11 protein-coding genes and 1 CRISPR repeat array are annotated in these 17162 nt (G+C 70.3%); of the genes, 2 read left to right on the top strand and 9 right to left on the bottom strand.

Annotated features, from left to right (window positions below; genetic code table 11):
- Positions 1-119: 119 nt before the first annotated feature.
- The 9 genes from ABMY26_RS14525 to ABMY26_RS14565 all read right to left on the bottom strand — a co-directional run bounded on the left by ABMY26_RS14525 (position 120) and on the right by ABMY26_RS14565 (position 13230).
- Positions 120-983: a type I-E CRISPR-associated protein Cas6/Cse3/CasE gene (locus ABMY26_RS14525; protein WP_372397966.1), complete on the bottom strand. Its 864-nt coding sequence runs from the start codon at positions 981-983 to the stop codon at positions 120-122.
- Complete coding sequence (gene cas5e, locus ABMY26_RS14530; RefSeq protein ID WP_372397967.1) at positions 980-1849, bottom strand: type I-E CRISPR-associated protein Cas5/CasD; 870 nt, start codon at positions 1847-1849, stop codon at positions 980-982. The genes ABMY26_RS14525 and cas5e overlap by 4 nt, the downstream gene beginning before the upstream one ends.
- Positions 1846-2979, bottom strand: coding sequence for a type I-E CRISPR-associated protein Cas7/Cse4/CasC (gene cas7e / locus ABMY26_RS14535; RefSeq protein ID WP_372397968.1), 1134 nt, complete (start codon positions 2977-2979; stop codon positions 1846-1848). Before cas7e ends, cas5e begins: the two co-directional genes overlap by 4 nt.
- On the bottom strand, positions 2979-3647 hold the full coding sequence (locus tag ABMY26_RS14540) for a hypothetical protein (RefSeq protein WP_372397969.1): 669 nt from the start codon (positions 3645-3647) through the stop codon (positions 2979-2981). The genes cas7e and ABMY26_RS14540 overlap by 1 nt, the downstream gene beginning before the upstream one ends.
- The gene (locus ABMY26_RS14545) at positions 3598-5244 is read right to left on the bottom strand and encodes a CRISPR-associated protein Cse1 (protein WP_372397970.1); all 1647 of its coding nucleotides are present in this window, start codon (positions 5242-5244) and stop codon (positions 3598-3600) included. Before ABMY26_RS14545 ends, ABMY26_RS14540 begins: the two co-directional genes overlap by 50 nt.
- 133 nt (positions 5245-5377) lie before the next feature.
- Entirely contained in the window at positions 5378-8125 is a 2748-nt protein-coding gene (cas3, locus tag ABMY26_RS14550) for a CRISPR-associated helicase Cas3' (protein WP_372397971.1), read from the bottom strand.
- 113 nt (positions 8126-8238) lie between these two features.
- Positions 8239-9548: a CRISPR direct-repeat array (repeat unit 29 nt; unit sequence GGGTCTATCCCCGCATGTGCGGGGGAACC).
- A 317-nt stretch (positions 9549-9865) separates the two neighbouring features.
- Positions 9866-10132 (bottom strand): hypothetical protein, encoded by a 267-nt coding sequence (locus ABMY26_RS14555; RefSeq protein ID WP_372397972.1) that lies wholly within the window; start codon positions 10130-10132, stop codon positions 9866-9868.
- A gap of 105 nt (positions 10133-10237) precedes the next feature.
- Positions 10238-11536 (bottom strand): MFS transporter, encoded by a 1299-nt coding sequence (locus ABMY26_RS14560; protein WP_372397973.1) that lies wholly within the window; start codon positions 11534-11536, stop codon positions 10238-10240.
- Positions 11533-13230 carry a tetratricopeptide repeat protein gene (locus ABMY26_RS14565; RefSeq protein ID WP_372397974.1) on the bottom strand — a complete coding sequence of 566 codons (1698 nt, stop codon included), beginning with the start codon at positions 13228-13230 and terminating at the stop codon, positions 11533-11535. The genes ABMY26_RS14560 and ABMY26_RS14565 overlap by 4 nt, the downstream gene beginning before the upstream one ends.
- A gap of 183 nt (positions 13231-13413) precedes the next feature.
- Between ABMY26_RS14565 and ABMY26_RS14570 the strand changes: the two genes are divergently transcribed.
- Together ABMY26_RS14570 and ABMY26_RS14575 are read left to right on the top strand one after the other, a co-directional pair.
- Entirely contained in the window at positions 13414-15033 is a 1620-nt protein-coding gene (locus tag ABMY26_RS14570; RefSeq protein ID WP_372397975.1) for an adenosine deaminase, read from the top strand.
- 318 nt (positions 15034-15351) lie between these two features.
- Entirely contained in the window at positions 15352-17022 is a 1671-nt protein-coding gene (locus ABMY26_RS14575) for a patatin-like phospholipase family protein (RefSeq protein WP_372397976.1), read from the top strand.
- Positions 17023-17162 lie beyond the last annotated feature (140 nt).

Consider the following 17162-nt stretch of genomic DNA (forward strand, 5'->3'; position numbering starts at 1 on the left):
CCCGGCGGTCACGAAGCGCAGGCAGCCGCTCTCCACCTCCAGCCGCCCGCGGTCGAGCCAGACGAGACCATGCCGGTCGGAATGGGGGATCCGGGCCTTGTCCAGCCCAAGCCGCCCGGTCAGCATCCCCCACGCTCTCCAGCCCGGTCCGCCGGCCGCTCCGCCGCCCGGTCCGGCGAAACCGGGCGCAGCAGCAGCATGCCGAAGCCGTAGGCCCGGTGCCGGCCCACCCCCTTTTCCAGCGCCAGCCGGAAGGCGTCGGGATCGCCGACCTCCAACTCGCCCTGGAGCAGCGCGTCCGGCCCGTCCAGCGTCACCGCCCCCCGCCGGTTCCCCTTGCGGCTGGCGGCATGGCGCCGGAAGGAGGCGAGCCGCACCGCCGTCAGCGTCGCCGCACCCGCCAGCCGCTCGGCCAGCCAGCCGGCATAGACCGACTCCCGGCTGAGGGCGGTTCCGCCGTCGGCGTCCGGGAGCCGGCGCAGGGCGGCGACCAGGAAGGCGTCGACCTCGTCGCCCTTGGCGAAGGGGCGACCGCCGGTCCCAGCCGCCGGCCCATTCCCCGGCCCATTCCCCGGCCCGGCGGCCAGCGGCGCCAGCAGGCGCCGCACCGGGCGGGCGCGGATCTCGAAGCCGAGCCGGCGGCCGGCCCGCCAGTCGCCGGGCATCGGCTTGTCCGCCAGCGCCGGCAGATCGACCACATTCAGATGCTCGGGCGGGGCGACGGCGAGGGCCTCCTCGCGCAGGGCTGCGGCGTCGGTCCGGCAATAGGCGTACAGGCTGCCCCGGCCGCCCCGTCCGGGAGGGACCAGCAGCCGGAAGGGCTGGAGCCGGCCCTTGCCGAACGTCTCCGACAGCAGATGGTGCAGCGCCCGGCCGTCGTCGAAGCCGCCGCCGTCGGTCAGGCCGAGACGGCGCTCGCCGGCCCAGCGCGACAGCGCCCCGACATCGACGGGCAGGCGGATCAGGTGCAGGGCCGCCGTCATGGCGTCCCTCCTGCGGCGGCGGGCGATATCTGGGCGGGCGATATCTGGGCGGGCGATGCCGGGGCGGGGCCGATCCGCCCCTCCACCACCAGACGGGTGCCGCCATGCAGGCCGGTGCGCCAGTTGCGCAAATCGGCCAGCGCGGTGACGCGGTCGACCCCGGCGCCGGTCTCCGGCCCCTCGCCCACCGGCCACAGGGCGGACCAGGGCGGGGCGGCGGTCCCGGCATCCTCCAACGGATCCAGCGGGGGCAGCGGGAGCAGCAGGGCCAGCGCCGCATGGACCGTCGGCGCCGTCACCTCCGCCCCCGGCGTCCAGATCGGATGGCTGGGCAGGCAGGGCTTGCGGCCGATGAACAGCGGCCGGGCCGGACGCTCCAGCGCCGCCGCCAGCCCGTCGAGGTCGGGCGTCTCGAGGCCGGGCGCCTGCCCCGCGGGGGCGAGCCGGACCACCAGCCGGACGCAGGCGTCGGGGTGATAGTCGCGGCGGCGCCGGTGGATGCCCTGTCCGCCGCCGCCGCGCTCCTCCGGCCGGCCGCGGGTGGTCCAGCCGCGTTCCCGCGGTTCGAGCTGCGCGTTCTGGCTGTCGGTCAGGATGCCGCCCGGGTCGGCCCGCTCGCGGCGCGCGCCGAAGACCAGACGGTCCTGGAGCGCCTGATGCGCCGCCGCCTGGGTGCGCGACCAGCCGAGCGCATTGGCGAACAGGCCGGTCAGCATCGAGGCGGCGGGAAAGTCGCGCGTCACCCCGACCGCGTCGATGGTCACGCCGCCGAAGGCGACCAGCGGCGCCTCCAGCCGCAGGACCAGCCAGCGATGATCCGGGAGATGGTCCGGGCGACGGTCCGTGCCTGCCGCATCGACGCTCATCGCGCCGCCCCGGCGGCCCGGTCCTGCGCCCAGAGGGCGAGGTCGGCCAGCGACCCGCGCTCCGACGCCGGCGGGGCGGTGTCGGCCAGCGACAGGTGGCGCCTCGCCTCGCCGGTGGCATAGGTGTCGTCCATCCGTCCGAGATGGCCGGAGAGGCTGGCCGCCGCCGCCTCCAGGTCATGGGGGACCGCCTTGCGGAAGGCGGCGGCGAGGCTGCGCGGCTGGCGGTCGCCGGCCTCCAGCAGCATCAGCTCGGCCCGGCCATAGGGGGCGGTGGAGCCGAGCTTGGCCCCCGGCGACACCTCGGCGATCAGGTACACGAGGTTGTGGACGACCCGCCCGGCCAGCCCGGCATCGCCGCCGCAATTGGCGATCAGGCCCGGCAGGTCGATCACCGCATAGCCGTAATAGAGGCCGGAGGTCAGTTCGGTTTCCTGGATGGTGTCGGCGCCGGCCTCGTCCTCGTCGCGCTTGAGGTCGTCGACCGCGGTGAAATAGTCGATCTCGCTTTCCTCGGCATGGACGGTGAAGGAATGGGCGACATGGATGGGGGCGTCGATGTTGGCCGCCGGGTCGGACGTCACCATCCGGCCGAACAGCGCCGCGGCCAGACCGCCGGGCAGCGCCGTCGCCTCGCGCAATGCCTTGATGTTGTCCTTGAAGCCCTTCAGCCAGTCGGCGGCGGAGGCCTTCGCCGCCTTGGCGTCGCCGCCGGCCGCGGCGGCCAGCCCTTCGGCCTCGCGCGCCAGCCATGCCAGCTCGGGGGCGCCGAGCAGCAGGGTCTGGCGGCTCTGCTTGCCCTTGTCGGCCTTGTCGCCATAGACCGCCTTCTGGAATTCCGGTTCCAGCGCGTCGGCGATGGCGTCGGAGAAGGGCGCGCGCAGCGGGTCGATCACCAGCTTGGTCACCAACTCGCGCGAGCGGAAGGACTCCTCCGCCCCGTCGATGTTGGACAGGGCGTGGACGTCCTCGGCCATCCGCCAGTGCCGCTTCAGGCATTGCGAGGAAATCCGCGTGCGCAGCGTGCCGCCATAGGGAAGCTGCTTGGCCTGCCCGGTGTCGTCGCGGTTCAGCAGGGCGGCGGTGTAGCTGTGCAGCGTGTGGATTTGCAGGAAGCGGGGGTTGGGCATCAGGCGGCTCCTTCCTCGTTCTTGTCGTTGTCGTTTCTGTCGGGTTCGCCGTCGGTTCCGCCGTCGGTTCCGCCGTCGTCCGCGGCGCGGCGCCGGACGCCGTCGAGACGGTTGTAATAGGCGCGGGCGAGCTTGCGGATCGGCCCCGGATCGTCGGGGTCCAGCAGCAGGGCGGCGATGTCGCGGCAGTCCAGCCCGTGGCCGGAGCGGCGGTTGGCGGCCAGCGCGCGGGCGATCCGTTCCAGCGCCTCCGCCCGCCGGCCGGCCGGCAGGGCGAGGAAGCGGGTCAGGCGCGCTTCCGACAGCACCGGATAGGGCTCATCGCCGGGCGGCGGCTTCCACTCGCGGTCGCCGCCGTCGGCCAGCGCGGCGCCGAGCGGACGCCGCCGGTCGTGCAGGGTCTTGCGCGTTCCCGGCGCCCCCTTGTCCGACAGGATCGCCATGATGCGGACGATCCGCATCCAGGTGCCGGCCCTCTCCTGCGGCAGGTCGAGGTCGGCGGCGAGGCGCCAGAACTCGGGCGTGCCGGCGCCGCCGTCGGGATCCATCCGCCGCAGCGCGGCCAGCGGGCCGGGCTTCAGCGCCAGCAGGCGGGCGGCGATCGTCGCCACGGACTCGTCAAGCGTCGGCATGGTCGAGATCGGCGTCGGCGTGGTTCGCATCGGCATGGTTTGCATCGGGGGGCCTCGTTTCGGCCGGCGTCGCGAACAGGGTGGGGAAATGGGCGCGCAGGTCGCCGTCGCCCCACAGCCGGCGGCGTGCCCGCGCCTCGGCCCGCGGCCGGAAGCGCGCATGGCAGGGAATGGCGGGCAGCGCCGCCTCGAACTGCGTCCGCACCGCCGCCCACAATGCGCGGGCGAAGGCGGCGCGGCAGGCGGCCTCGCGGTCGGTCCCCTGCGCCTCGAACCAGTCCCACAGATGGCGGAAGAACAGCCCGTCGGCGGCGCGGTCGAACCGAAGGGCGGCGGGCTTGGCGTGGGCGTAATGCTCCTTCCCGACGCGGTCCCGGTCGCCGCCGGCCGCGGCCAGCGCCAGCGCGGCGCGCAGCGCCTTGTCGAACATCCGGATCTCCTCGATCTGCCGCCGGGCGAGATCGGCCAGCCTGAGCCGCCCCTGCGCATCGGCCATCGCCTGGGCGATGCGGCCGTTCAGCGGCAGGTCGCGGCGCTTGAACCCCTCCGTCTTGCTGTTGCCGCGCGCCAGCGCCGCCGCGACCAGCAGGAGGGGCGTGCCGGCCGGCTCCTGCGGGGTGGGGCGGGCGAGCAGCGGCAGGGTCCACTCGCCGGAAAACAGCAGATCGCTCAGCAGGCCATAGCTGAAATCGCGCTCCGACAGGGTCAGGCTCTTGTTCTGGGTCTTGTGGACCGGCGCCCAGGGATCGCCGACCACGCCGTTGCGGTCCTTGGCGGCGACCCGCGCCGCCTTGGAGGTGCCCTTGCGGGCGACGATGCGGCCCCCGGCCTCCTCCAGCCGGATGCGGCGGCAGATTTCGACATACCAGGGGTCGAGCTGCGACAGGCGGAGCTGCTCGCCCTCCGGCCAGGGCGGCAGCCACAGCAGCGCAAGCCCGTCCTCCTCGGCGAACAGCGGCGGATCGACGCCGTCCAGCCCGTCGGCGCGCGCCGCCAGCAGCGCCAGGACGTCGCGCCGGAACCAGGGGCCGGGGCGCGGGGTCGTCAGCCGGCCCGGACCGGCCGGGGCCAGCCCCAGCAACGGCCGCGACGACGAGCCGCCGTTCATCCGCGAGATGCCGTAATTGCCGGAACCGTTGTAGCCGTCGCCGGTCTGGCCGGAGACCAGCGCGAACACCCAATCCTCCGCCCCGGCGTCCTGTGCCACCGCCTGTTTCAGGTCGTGGTTCCTGGCGGTGATCAGCAGGTCGATGGCGTCGGGCGTCTCCACCAGATTGCCCAGCGTCACGCCCGGCGGCAGCGGCGGCTGGAGGAAGGCCGGCTGGCCGGGATCCGCCACCACCAGCCGCCAGGGCTCGTCATCGGGGAAATCCGGGGTCAGGCCGCGCAGGAGATCCCGCCAGGACTCCTCGTCCGCCGGCAGGGCGCCTTGCGGCAGGTCGGGCTGCTCCGCCCGGTGCAGCGCGATGGCGGCGATCTGCACCAGGGCCATATGCCAGGCCGGCTCCTGGAAGGGGCGCAGCGCCGGAAAGCCGTCCACCGCGTCGGCGCTCAGCGCGGCCAGCACGCCCGGCAGGGTGGCTTGGCCGGCTGGGGGCAGGGTGAAGATCGGCTGGGTCAGGAGGTTGGGCATCGCTCATGTTCCTGCGAAAACAGTCGGCGAGGAATGCCCTCTCCCGCCCCGGGAGAGGGAGGGGACCCGCCGAAGGCGGGGAGGGTGAGGGGTGGCCCAAGGACCATGCGCTTCTGGTTCCTTGGCTCACCCCTCACCCTTCCCATGCTCCGCATGGGCCCCTTCCCTCTCCCCGGGGGGGAGAGGGGGCGACAGGCTTCGTCACGCCCCGGCGGTCGTAGACGAAGCGGCGCCCGTCGACGCTCACCCGCAGGGCGTCGCCGTCGCGCTCCACCGTCGCCGGGGCGGTGGGGTCGAGGCCGCGCGACCAGTGGGCGGGCAGGGTCAGCGCGGAAACCGCGGGACCGAACGGGCCGGCGACCGGCGCTGCGAAGACCAGACGGGCCCCCTCCGCCCCCAGCCGGGTGCGGATCGCCGCCTCGTCGCCGGGAAAGCGCTCCTCGCCGAACGGCAGCCGCACCGGCAGAACCACCCCGTGCGCCGCCTGGGCCTCGGCGTCGGTCTTGCCGAGAAGCCGGTCGCGGTAGCCGCTCCAGCCGCCGCCGGGTTCGGCGTGCAGTTCCTCGATGCGGTCCTCGTGCAGGGCGCTTTCGACCAGCAGGCGGTTCTCGTCGGGAATGGTCCAGCCGGGCCGGCCGGCCACCAGCCGCCGGGTCAGCTCCAGCACCGACAGATCCATGTAGACCCCCGACAGCGACCGGTCCGCCGCGAAGGCGCCGAGGCCGTTGTCGAAGCGCGGCGCCAGCAGCGGCTCCAGCCCGTCGCGCGGCGCCAGCACGGTGCAGGACGGCGCGGCGAAGCCCGGCGCGCGATCCACCCCGGCATGGCGGTGCAGCCGGCCCAGCCGTTGCAGCAACACGTCGACCGGGCAAAGGTCGGTGATCAGATGGTCGGCGTCGATGTCCAGCGACTGTTCGAGCGTCTGCGTCCCGATGACGATCAGGCCGCCGCCAGGGCGGCAAGCGGGCCGGTCGGGGCCGGGGGACAGCGCCGCCTCGACCGCGCGGTCCAGCGCCGCCCGGTCCTCGGCGGCGAAGCGGCCATGGTGCAGCGCCGGGCCGCCGGACAGCTGCAGCAACAGCCCGTCGCCGCCGGCCGCGCGCACCGCCTCCCAGGTCGCAATGGCGGTGGTGACGGTGTTGCGGATGACCAGCACCTTCGCCCCCGACCGGGCGGCGGCCAACGCCCGCTCCGCCGCCTCCGCCGCCGACCAGCCGGGCGCAAGCGTCATCGCCACCGTCTTGCGGCGCGCCCGCGGGCCGTCGCCGGGGATGGCGGCGGCGGCGGCGGCACCGGACCTTCCCCCGGCCATATCGCGGGCCGACCACACCGCCGGATAGGGGGCGGCGACCGCGGCGGCGAAGTCCGGCGCCCGCCGGCCGCCGAGCCAGCGCGTCCGCGCCCGGGATCCCACCGTCGCCGACATCAGCAGCGCGTGCCCGCCGGCACCGAGATGGAGGTCCAGCAGCTTGGCCAGGATCTCGCCCATGTAGCGGTCGCTGGCATGCACCTCGTCGACCACCAGCAGGCAGCGCGACAGGCAGGCGCCGCGCAGATGGGCATGCTTGACCTGGAGGGCGGCCAGCATCGCCTGATCGACCGTTCCCACCGCGACGGGGGCGGCGAGGAAGCGCCGGGCGCTCTCGGCGGCCCAGCGGGCGGCAAGCTCGTCCTCGGCGCGTTCGCCCTCGTCGTCCCAGCGCACCCGCCAGTGGGGCAGCGCCTCGCCCACCGCGTCGCCGACCTTGAGATATCCCGGAACCGCCAGCACCGCCTTCAGCCCGTCCGGCCCGGTCAGCCGGTCCAGCAGGCGGTTGACCCGGCCATGGATCTGGAGGGCGGCCGAGCGGGTCGGCAGGGCGAAATAGAGGCCGTCGACCGCGCCCGCCGCGAACAGCCGGGCGAAGCGCCAGACTGCGGCCTCGGTCTTGCCCGCCCCGGTCTCCGCCTCCAGGATGACGAGGCGCCGGTCGGCCGGCACCTCGGCCGCCGCCCGCTGGTGCGGGGCCGGGGCGGCGAAGCCGGTGAGCGCGGTGAAGCCGGCCGGCACCCGGGCGGCGGAGGCGGCCGGACCGCGCGCCGCCTCGACGTCGAGCCGGATCGCCGCCACCGCCGCCGCGGCCCGGGCACGGGCGGCGCGGATGTAGTCGGCGCGGAACGCCGGCTCGAACGGGAAGAAGCGCCGGTCCGATCCCAGCCAGTCCGACAGCGCCACGAGGCCGGCGAACAGGTGCTGGAGCCGGGGGGCGGGGGGCGGGCTGCCGCCGCTCGCGGCATCGGTGCCGTCCGCGGCGCTTTCGGCGAAGGCGTCGGGAAACCAGGAGCGCATCGCGCCGCCCATGTCGCGGGCGCCGTCGGCAGGGTCGTAGGCGAGGCCGCCGGGCGCCGTGACGGCCTCCCAGCCGGCGGCCATCGCCGGGGCGCCCAGCGGCCGGCCGTGATGGGCGAGGGCGGCCAGGATGAAGGGGTGGAGGTCGTCCCACCAGTCCAGCTCCGACAGGCCGAGCGGCCGCCACACCCGGCTCGCGTCGCCGTCGCGTCCCGGCGACGCCCGCAGCAGCAGCGCCAGCCCTTCGGCGAGATGGCCGCGCAACGGCACCGGCCGCCGGTCGGGCGGCCAGCCCTTGGCCTGGAAGCCGGGATGCAGCTTGCCGGCATCGTGGAGGAAGGCGACGACGGTCAGCCGCGCGAGGCCGGACGGCGACAGCGCGGCTCCCGCCGCCGCCTCCATCCGCGCCCGGACGGTGGGAAGCGCCGCGATGGCCTCGAAACAGGCGGCGACGTCGGCGCAGTGATGCGCCAGATGATGGGTTTCCTCCGGCCGCTCGCCGAGCTTTCCCCAGGGGTCGAGCCGCTTCCCGTCCATTGAAGCCCGTGCCATCGCCAGCCAACCGCAAGACGATCCAGGGATAGCATGTCTCAACCGGCAGGCAAGGGGGATTCTCCTGCGGGGTGGGGAACGGAGCGCAGCTTGCGTGCGATGTCGAACGAGGCGGGCCTATCCCCGCATGTGCGGGGGAACCGAACCACTCGCGGCCATCCTTGCTCGCAACCTGGGTCTATCCCCGCATGTGCGGGGGAACCGGCAACACCGACCCGAGCCAGAGGCTGCAGAAGGGTCTATCCCCGCATGTGCGGGGGAACCTCAAACACCCCACCAAGAAAGGCCGCGTCACCGGGTCTATCCCCGCATGTGCGGGGGAACCGTGACCACCGAAGAAAGCGCTGTCCATGCCGCGGGTCTATCCCCGCATGTGCGGGGGAACCGCTGTCCAGCATCGACGTGGGCGATATCCCGAGGGTCTATCCCCGCATGTGCGGGGGAACCCACGGGCGGAAACGGGCATCGGGTAAGCCATGGGGTCTATCCCCGCATGTGCGGGGGAACCTTGTGAATTGCGTATCGGCAGGGTCGGCACTGGGGTCTATCCCCGCATGTGCGGGGGAACCTATTCAACCGGAGCCTTCAGCTGCTCCAGGTACGGTCTATCCCCGCATGTGCGGGGGAACCATGGCGGCGACCGCCCGGCGCCCCTGCACGTCGGGTCTATCCCCGCATGTGCGGGGGAACCTCGTACACACGCTTACCTTCGCCCATGACCTTGGGTCTATCCCCGCATGTGCGGGGGAACCCGAAGTAGTCCCGCCCTATCGCCGTCCGGACGGGGTCTATCCCCGCATGTGCGGGGGAACCAGATAAAGCTGATTTACAAGGCGAGCCAATTAGGGTCTATCCCCGCATGTGCGGGGGAACCCGCACCGGCCGGAGGTCGACCACGCCGTCGGCGGGTCTATCCCCGCATGTGCGGGGGAACCCGGGATCGGGCGCACCACCGTACAGCGCATTCGGGTCTATCCCCGCATGTGCGGGGGAACCACCGTCATCGGCTCCCGCGTTGCTCGGGTGTGGGGTCTATCCCCGCATGTGCGGGGGAACCGATGCATCCGGGCAATCCCACGGATCCCTCTGGGGTCTATCCCCGCATGTGCGGGGGAACCCGGCACATCAACAATCCCGACTTCGCGTCGGTGGGTCTATCCCCGCATGTGCGGGGGAACCATGCCGGAGAGGCCGAGCAGCCGGGCATCGTCGGGTCTATCCCCGCATGTGCGGGGGAACCTCGAAGGACGCGCCGCATCCGCCGGCCTACGAGGGTCTATCCCCGCATGTGCGGGGGAACCGCCAGATGCGGACTCCTGTGACGGGACTCGGGGGGTCTATCCCCGCATGTGCGGGGGAACCGTCGAGCTGGTCCTCGGCCGAGGCGCCGAGCTGGGTCTATCCCCGCATGTGCGGGGGAACCTCTGCCTCGTAAGATACTGGCTTTGTTCACTTTGTCAAAGAACCAGCCGTCGCTGCCCGAAGGGGCGGTCGGCACGGGGGCTCCGGTGACGGGGGAAGGGAGCGCCGACGGCCTTGCAGTCGGCCAGGATCATGCCCCGGAATGGCGATCGGCGCCAGACACACGCCCGCTTTCGCCGAACCTGTCGGCGGAAAAACCACCTCACGGTGAAGGTCCCGCCGGAGAATCCCGCCAAGGCAGCGAAGGGGGCTTTACGCAAGCCCGGCGGCATGGCAGCAGCCTGTCAGCATGATGGCAGCAGGCTGGCCCGGCGGCGCTCAGGGCCGGCGGAACAGCCGGCTCCAGGGGGCCGGCATCTCCGGCCTGGCCGGGGCGGCGCTGTCCGGGGCGGCGGTCTTCGACAGGGCCGATAGCGGCAGGCGGCCGGTCGCCAGCATCGCCAGCACCAGCGCCGGATGCGCCGGGCCGCCGCCGCCGGCAGCCTCGTCAGGGCCGGCAGAGTCCGTCCCGCCGGCCTCGGTCCCGTTTTCGTTCAAGGCTTCGTTGATGCGGGCGAACGCCTCGATGTCCTTGATGTGCAGCATGGTCCGTGCCCCTCGGCTTCGACATTTGTGCGTCGCAGCAAAAACGAAGGTAACAGGTCTGCCCTCGAATGGTGTCATGTGCGGCGCTTTGACGCGGCCCTTCTTCTAGCGGGCCGGTTCGCGGACCGCCAGCATAAGCCCGAAGCCGATGACGAAGAAAGCCAGAACCGTCGCCATGCCGGCGCGCTGGCTGGCGAAGGCCTGGGTCGCCAGACCGAACAGCAGCGGCCCGAAGAAGCCGACGAAGCGCCCGGTCAGGCCGTAGAGCCCGAACATCTCCCCCGCCATGCCCGGCGGGGCCAGCCGCGCCATCATCGACCGCCCGGCCGCCTGCGCCGGCCCGAAGAACAGCCCGAGCCCGAGCGCGAAGACCCAGAACCACAGCCGCTCGGTCGCCAGCAGCAGCGGCACGCCGCAGGCGGTCATGCCGGCCAGCGCGATAAGGATCACCGGCTTGGCGCCCGCCCGGTCGTCCATCCAGGCGAAGCCGATGGCGCCGGCCCCCGCCACCACGTTCAGCGCGATGGCGAAGACCAGGATCTCCTCGAAGCTCATGCCGAAGCTGCCGGCGGCGAACAGGCCGCCGAAGGCGGTGATGGTGTTGATGCCGTCGCGGTAGAAGGCGCTGGCGACCAGGAAACGCACCACCTGCCGGTAGCGCCGAACCCCGCGCAGCGTGGCGGCCAGCGTCGCCACCCCCTCGCGCGCCGCCCGCAGCAGGCCGTGGCCGGTCGGCGGCTCGTCCGGCACCCACAGGAAATAGGGCAGGGCGAACAGACCGTACCAGGCGGCGGCCAACAGCGCGGTGGCGCGGACGTTGGCCTGCGGCCCCCAGTCCGCCCACTCCATCCCGAACAGGCCGAACAGCGGCGCCGGGGCCTGGACGAAGCCGACCAGCGCCAGCACCAGGCAGGCCAGCCCGCCGAAATAGCCGATGCCCCAGCCCCAGCCCGACACCCGGCCGAGCAGCCGGGCCGGCACCAGCCCCGGCAGGCTGGCATTGTAGAAGACGTTGGCCAGCTCGAACGACACGGTGGCGATCACCACGCAGGCCAGCGCGAAGGCGGCGTCGGCCGGGTCGGGCCTGACCCACCACAGCGCGGCGGTGAACAGCACCGTGACCAGGGTGAACAGCGCCATCCACGGCTTGCGCCGCCCGGCCCGGTCGGCGATGGCGCCGAGGATCGGGCCGAGCACCGCGATGGCGACCCCGGCAACGGTCATCGCCGCACTCCACCGCGCGGTGCCCTCGACCGGATCGCCGATCACGCCGCGGGCGAAATAGACCGCGAAGACGAAGGTGGTGACGATGGTGTTGTAGGCCGAGTTCGCCCAGTCGTAGAGGCACCAGGAGACGATGGCCCGGCGGGAGGGGGCGTCGCGGGAGGGAACGGGTGCGCTCACCCGCCAATCCCGCTGGCGTCGATCCCGGCGGCGCCGATCCCGCTGGCGGCGCCCTCGAAGCCGTCGATGCCGAAGGAGATCTGGTTGTTGTCGTAGCGGGCGACGATGCGCAGCCGGTCGCCGGCCAGAAGGCCGATCGGCTTTTCCAGGAAGGTCATCGCCTGCTTCCAATGGTTGGTGCGCGACCGGCTTTCCGACTTGTAGACAACCTCCTCGTCCATGAAGAGGTCGAACCAGAAGGCGACGCCGTGGCAGGTGCCGGCGGTGACGACGGTCACGTCGATCACCCGCTCGCCCTCCTCCGGCATGTTGCGGGTGAAGTCGAAGTCGAGCGCGGTGAAGGGCCGCGACAGCGGCGTGTGGGCGTCGGCGCCGAGGTCGATCTGCTGGTAGCCCGGCGAGCGGAAGACGTCGAAGCTGCCCATGTCGAAGCCGTCGACCGTCTCCACCGGGTTGATGCGGGCCAGCTCCGGCGTCTCGACCAGCATGGCGTAGACGGTGGAGGCGCGCGGGATGATGGCGCCGCCCGGCTTCACCAGATGGGTGCGGGCATGCTGCAGCACCGACAGCATGCGCGGGGCCAGCATGCCGATGTTGATGAGTTCGGACACGAAGACGTCGGCCTTCTCCGGCAGGTCGCCGCCCTCGCCGACCGTCAATTGGGTCGACAGGCGCGGCACCACGTCGATGCGGCCGGCATAGCCGTTGCGCGCCACCGTCTCCTTGGCGACGCGGGCCAGGATCGGGTTGACCTCGCAGGTCACGACCTTCTTCGCACCCGCCCGTGCCGCCATCATGGCGACGATGCCGGAGCCGGTGCCGATCTCCAGCACCAGCGACTCCGGCGTCACCGCCCGTTCCAGCGAGTGGCGGTAGGCGTCGTTGCGCTCGAAATCGTTGATCATCGGCAGGTGCCAGCCGGGCACCGCGTTGGAATAGATCAGCCGCCGGGTGAACTTCACCATCGGGTGGTCGGGCGCCTGCTCGCGCGCCGACTCGATCACCTCGATCGCCTCGCCGGCACGGTCCAGGCTCTGCAGCACATGGGCGAGCCCGACCTGGGCCGGGACGAAGCGCGGCGCGGCGGCGAGAACGATGCGGAACTCCGCCTCCGCCTCCTCCAGCCGGCCGCCGGTGGAGAGCAGCTCGGCCAGGCTGTAATGGACGTCGAGATAGTCGGGCGCCTGGTCCAGCGCGATGCGGAAATGGCGCTCCGCCGCCTCCAGCTCGCCCAGCTCGCGCAGGGTGGCGGCGAGGAAATGATGCATCTCCGGCGCCTCGGGCCGCAGGTCGAGCGCGGTGCGGAAACTCTCCGCCGCCTCCTCCGGCCGGCCCAGCGCCTTCAGCGCGTTGCCGAGATTGCCGTGCAGCTCCGGCAGGCGCGGGTTGATGGCGAGGCCGGCGCGGAACGCCTCCTCCGCCTCCGCCGGGCGGGCCTGCTGGAAGAGCAGGCTGCCGCGGCTGTTGTGGAAGGACGGGTCGTTCCGGTTCTCGGCGATGGCCTGGGCGAACAGCTCCAGCGCGGTGTCGGGATGGCCGCTGTGGGCGGCGACCAGCCCCAGCAGGTGCAGCGCGCCCGCATTGTGCGGATCGGCCGCCAGCACTCCGCGGCAGATCTCCTCCGCCCCGGCCAGATCGTTGCCGCGGAAACGCCGGGCCGCGTCGATCAGGGTGGGGGGCGGGGTGTCGGTCATCGCTGCGGCTCCAGGTCGGCGGGAAAGGATCGGCGGGAAAGGATCGGCGGGAACACGAAAGGTTGCCGCACCATACCGGGATTTTCCGGGGCGCTACAGCCTTTCGATCCGCTGCGCGGCCATTGCGCGCACGCGATTATCACGGCATCCATACCCGCAAAAGGAGAAGAAGGAGTCGGGTGCATGACGGGTGGACGAATCACGGGCGGGGCCGCGCGCCTGCTGGCGGCGACGCTGCTGCTGGCCGGCTGCGCCACGGCGGAGATGGGGAGCGGCAGCGCGGGGCAGGCGGCCGGTGGCGCCGACTCGGCAGCGAACTCGGCGGCGGCCCGCCGGTTCGAGGCGGTGCGGCACAGCCCGCCGGAGCTGCGCGCGTTCCTCTACCGCATGCCGAAGGGGGCCGACCTGCACAGCCACCTGACCGGCGCGGTCTATGCCGAGACCTACCTGCGGCTGGCGGCCGGCGCCGGGCTGTGCTTCGACGTCAAGGCCAAGGCGCTGGCGGCGCCGACCGCGCAGGCGCCCTGCGGCGATGCCGGGTCGGCGCGGCCCGCCGCCGCGGCGGTGGTCGCCGACGGCACGCTCTACCCGATGGCGCTGGACGCGCTGTCGACGCGCGACGCGCTGCCGGTTTCGGGCTACAGCCTGCACGACCAGTTCTTCGCCACCTTCGGCCGCTTCCGCGCCGCGACGGCGGCCACCCCGGCCACCGGCGGCGACCTGCTGGCCGAGGTGGTCGACCGCGCCGGCCGGCAGGGCGTGCGGCATGTCGAGCTGATGGTGTCCTTCGGCACCGGCCCGGTTGCCGGCATCGGCAAGGCGCTGCCCTGGACCCCGCAGGCCGCCGCCGACCTGTCCGGCACCGCCGACCGGCTGGTCGCCGCCGGCCTGCCCGCCCTGGTCCCGGCCGCCCGGCAGGAGATCGACGCCGCCGAGGCGCGGATGCGCAGCGTGCTGGGCTGCGGCACCCCGGCGGCGCGGCCGGGCTGCGCGGTGTCGGTGCGCTACCTCCAGCAGGTTTCGCGCACGCAAGGACCGGGGCCGGTCTTCGCCACCACCCTGTTCAACGCCCTGCTGCAGGCGCAGGAGCCGCGGGTGGTCGGGCTGAACTTCGTGGCGCCGGAGGACAACCCGGTGGCGCTCGACGATTACGACCTGCACATGCGCATGGTGGCGGAGGCGAAGCGGCGGCTGCCCGGCACCAACGTCGCGCTGCATGCCGGCGAGCTGACGCTCGGCCTCGTCCCGCCGGAGCGGCTGCGCGACCACATCCGCAAGGCGGTGGAGATCGCCGGCGCCCAGCGCATCGGCCACGGCGTCGACCTGATGTACGAGGACGACCCCGAGGGGCTGCTGCGGTCGATGGCGGGGCGGAAGGTGGCAGTCGAGATCAACCTGACCAGCAACGACAAGATCCTGGGCGTCGCCGGCCGCAACCACCCGTTCCCGCTCTACCGCGCCGCCGGGGTGCCGACGGTGCTGTCGACCGACGACGAGGGGGTCAGCCGCATCGACCTGACCAACGAGCTGCAACGCGCGGTGCAGGAGTTCGGGCTGGGCTACGCCGACCTCGCCGGGCTGGCCCGCGCCAGCCTGGAGCACAGCTTCCTGCCCGGCGCCAGCCTGTGGTCGGCCCCCGGCTGCATCCCGGCCGGCCTTGGGGGGAGCCGGGAGGAGCCCTGCCGCGCAATCGTCGGGCGCAGCGAGAAGGCACGGGTCCAATGGGCGCTGGAGGAGGCGCTGGCCCGTTTCGACCGCGAGATGGCGGCGGGGATGCAGTCGAACACCGATGGAAACCAGTAAGCTGTCCCCGCCGCGTGAACGGGCCGGCAGTGGCGGCCGATCGGCCGCCACTGCCTTGACGCTTCCCGTTGTCAGGCCGGAATCCCGATGCTTCGGAGAAGGAGAGCTTCCCTTTGACCGGCGGGCCTGCGCATACAACCGGCAGGCCGCCTGCCTCCGCGGAATGCTCCCCTTGGGGGGTAGCCCCGCTTCGCCGACTTCTCCCTGGTCATTGATTTCCAGATACGGCATTCTTTGAAAGAATAGATTGCGGCAGATTCTCCATCAGTTTAATGAATTTATATTCTCATACCATTCTATAGGTGAACGATGCCTCAAATGGACATCTCCCATAATGGTCCTATTAAAATCCAACTCGCATTGCAAGGAGGTGGCGCAAAGCTCTGTGACCTCCTGGCTGCTGCAGAAGCTGTCCAGACGTTGATAAACGAGGAAAAGATCACCGTCACACGCGTATCAGGCACATCCGCCGGCGCCATTGTTGCCTGTCTGCTTGCAACGGGAGAACCAATCGGCCGGATCCGCGAACGTCTGTTAGACACCGGTCAAAAGCATCTCGCCAAAATCAAGCCAAGGCGCAGCAAATTAAAACTCTTTTTCCGGGCATTGACCGGAAATCCCCTGTACGAACCGGAGCCTCTGAGGCAATTCCTGGCAGATATTTTCAAAATCAATGGGAAGAGATACGAAAAATTTGATGATTTGAAAGCAATCAAAGAAATCATAATTACAGCATCTGATTTGCTCAATGGCTCTAGAGTAACTTACCGTCGTTACGACAAGGACGGCGGGAACGATACGAACATCGTGAGCGCTCTGTTCGATTCATGCGCTCTGCCGTTCGTCTTCAAGTCCGCGAAGTTCGGGGGCACCATCGTGGATGGCGGCATCTGCGAAAATCTGCCTGCGAAGGAATTGCTGGAGAGTAAGGAAACCTATGGAGAGGTCTTTGCTTTTTCCTTCATGAGGGATCCTGCGCCCAAACACCCTACCAATTTCTTTTCATATGGGACCGCAATCCTAAATACGGCTATATCGAATTCCGTTGACCGAGCCGTCTCGGAGATCGGTCACGGCCAGGTCTTCAAGATCGATACCGACATTTCCACATTCGATTTTGAAGGGGCGCTCTCCCGCGGTCTCCAGGAGGACCATTATGGGAGAGTTCGGATGCAGTCCTATGAGTGGCTGAAAGACGTGACGAACCTGATGAGGATCAACCCCGAACCCACGGCGGTCGACGATCCCGAGGATTCAGCGTCCACCCACAAGCTCATGGAGAGCATTCACAAGATATATTTGTCGCATCACCATACGGCTCCGGTTCGCTACGAGCGTTCTCAGATAGAGGTGACCGCTTGGCCGTTGCTTACGGATCATCGGTATAACCGGACATACCATATTCTTCACAGGGTGACGTTCCGTCCGCAATTCGAGAGAGTCCATTGTGTTAGGCTTGGGCTCTTTTCGGATGGCGTCAATATGGTCAAGGGGCTCGTCACTGGAAATGTGAAGGATGCTCATGGTAATAAAATAAATACAACGATTGTACCTGTGAACGTTCCAGAGGAATTGCAAAAAGATCCGTTGCAACTCAGAAGGTATTTGCTTTTTTTCTTTGATGGGCCAATTCTTCCTCAGGATTCAGACAGATTTCCATACACTCTTGAGCTTCATGATTATGTTGAAGGGTGCCTGGATGGAATAAAAAGAGGAGAAAACGAGTGGGTGTCGATGATATCCGACAGAACCTGTATCGAAGAGGTCGATATCGTTGTCTATCTCCCGGAATCGTATAAAAATGTAAGTACATATTCTTACATGCCTCAAAACGAAGCTGAACACTGCATCTCTGGGCGGCGTATTTCCGAACAGGAAATGGTGCAATCCCATTACGATCCCGCGCCCGGTTTCGTCGCCCTCGGATGGAGGGGAAATAACCTTCAATTGGGTCAAACTTTCGGATTGATGCTTGTACCCGGACGATAATGAGGTAAGGAGGAACCGGTCTTGTAGAAGACGCGTTGTGCGCGTATGTTCATCATTTGAAATAAGGAAAGTCCAGCTCATGATGCCGATCAAACGCGTTACCATGTCCTCAATGCCCATCGAACGCGTCACCATATCCG

The organism is Azospirillum sp. HJ39 (genome assembly GCF_041507355.1).
Classification (GTDB): Bacteria; Pseudomonadota; Alphaproteobacteria; order Azospirillales; family Azospirillaceae; genus Azospirillum; species Azospirillum thiophilum.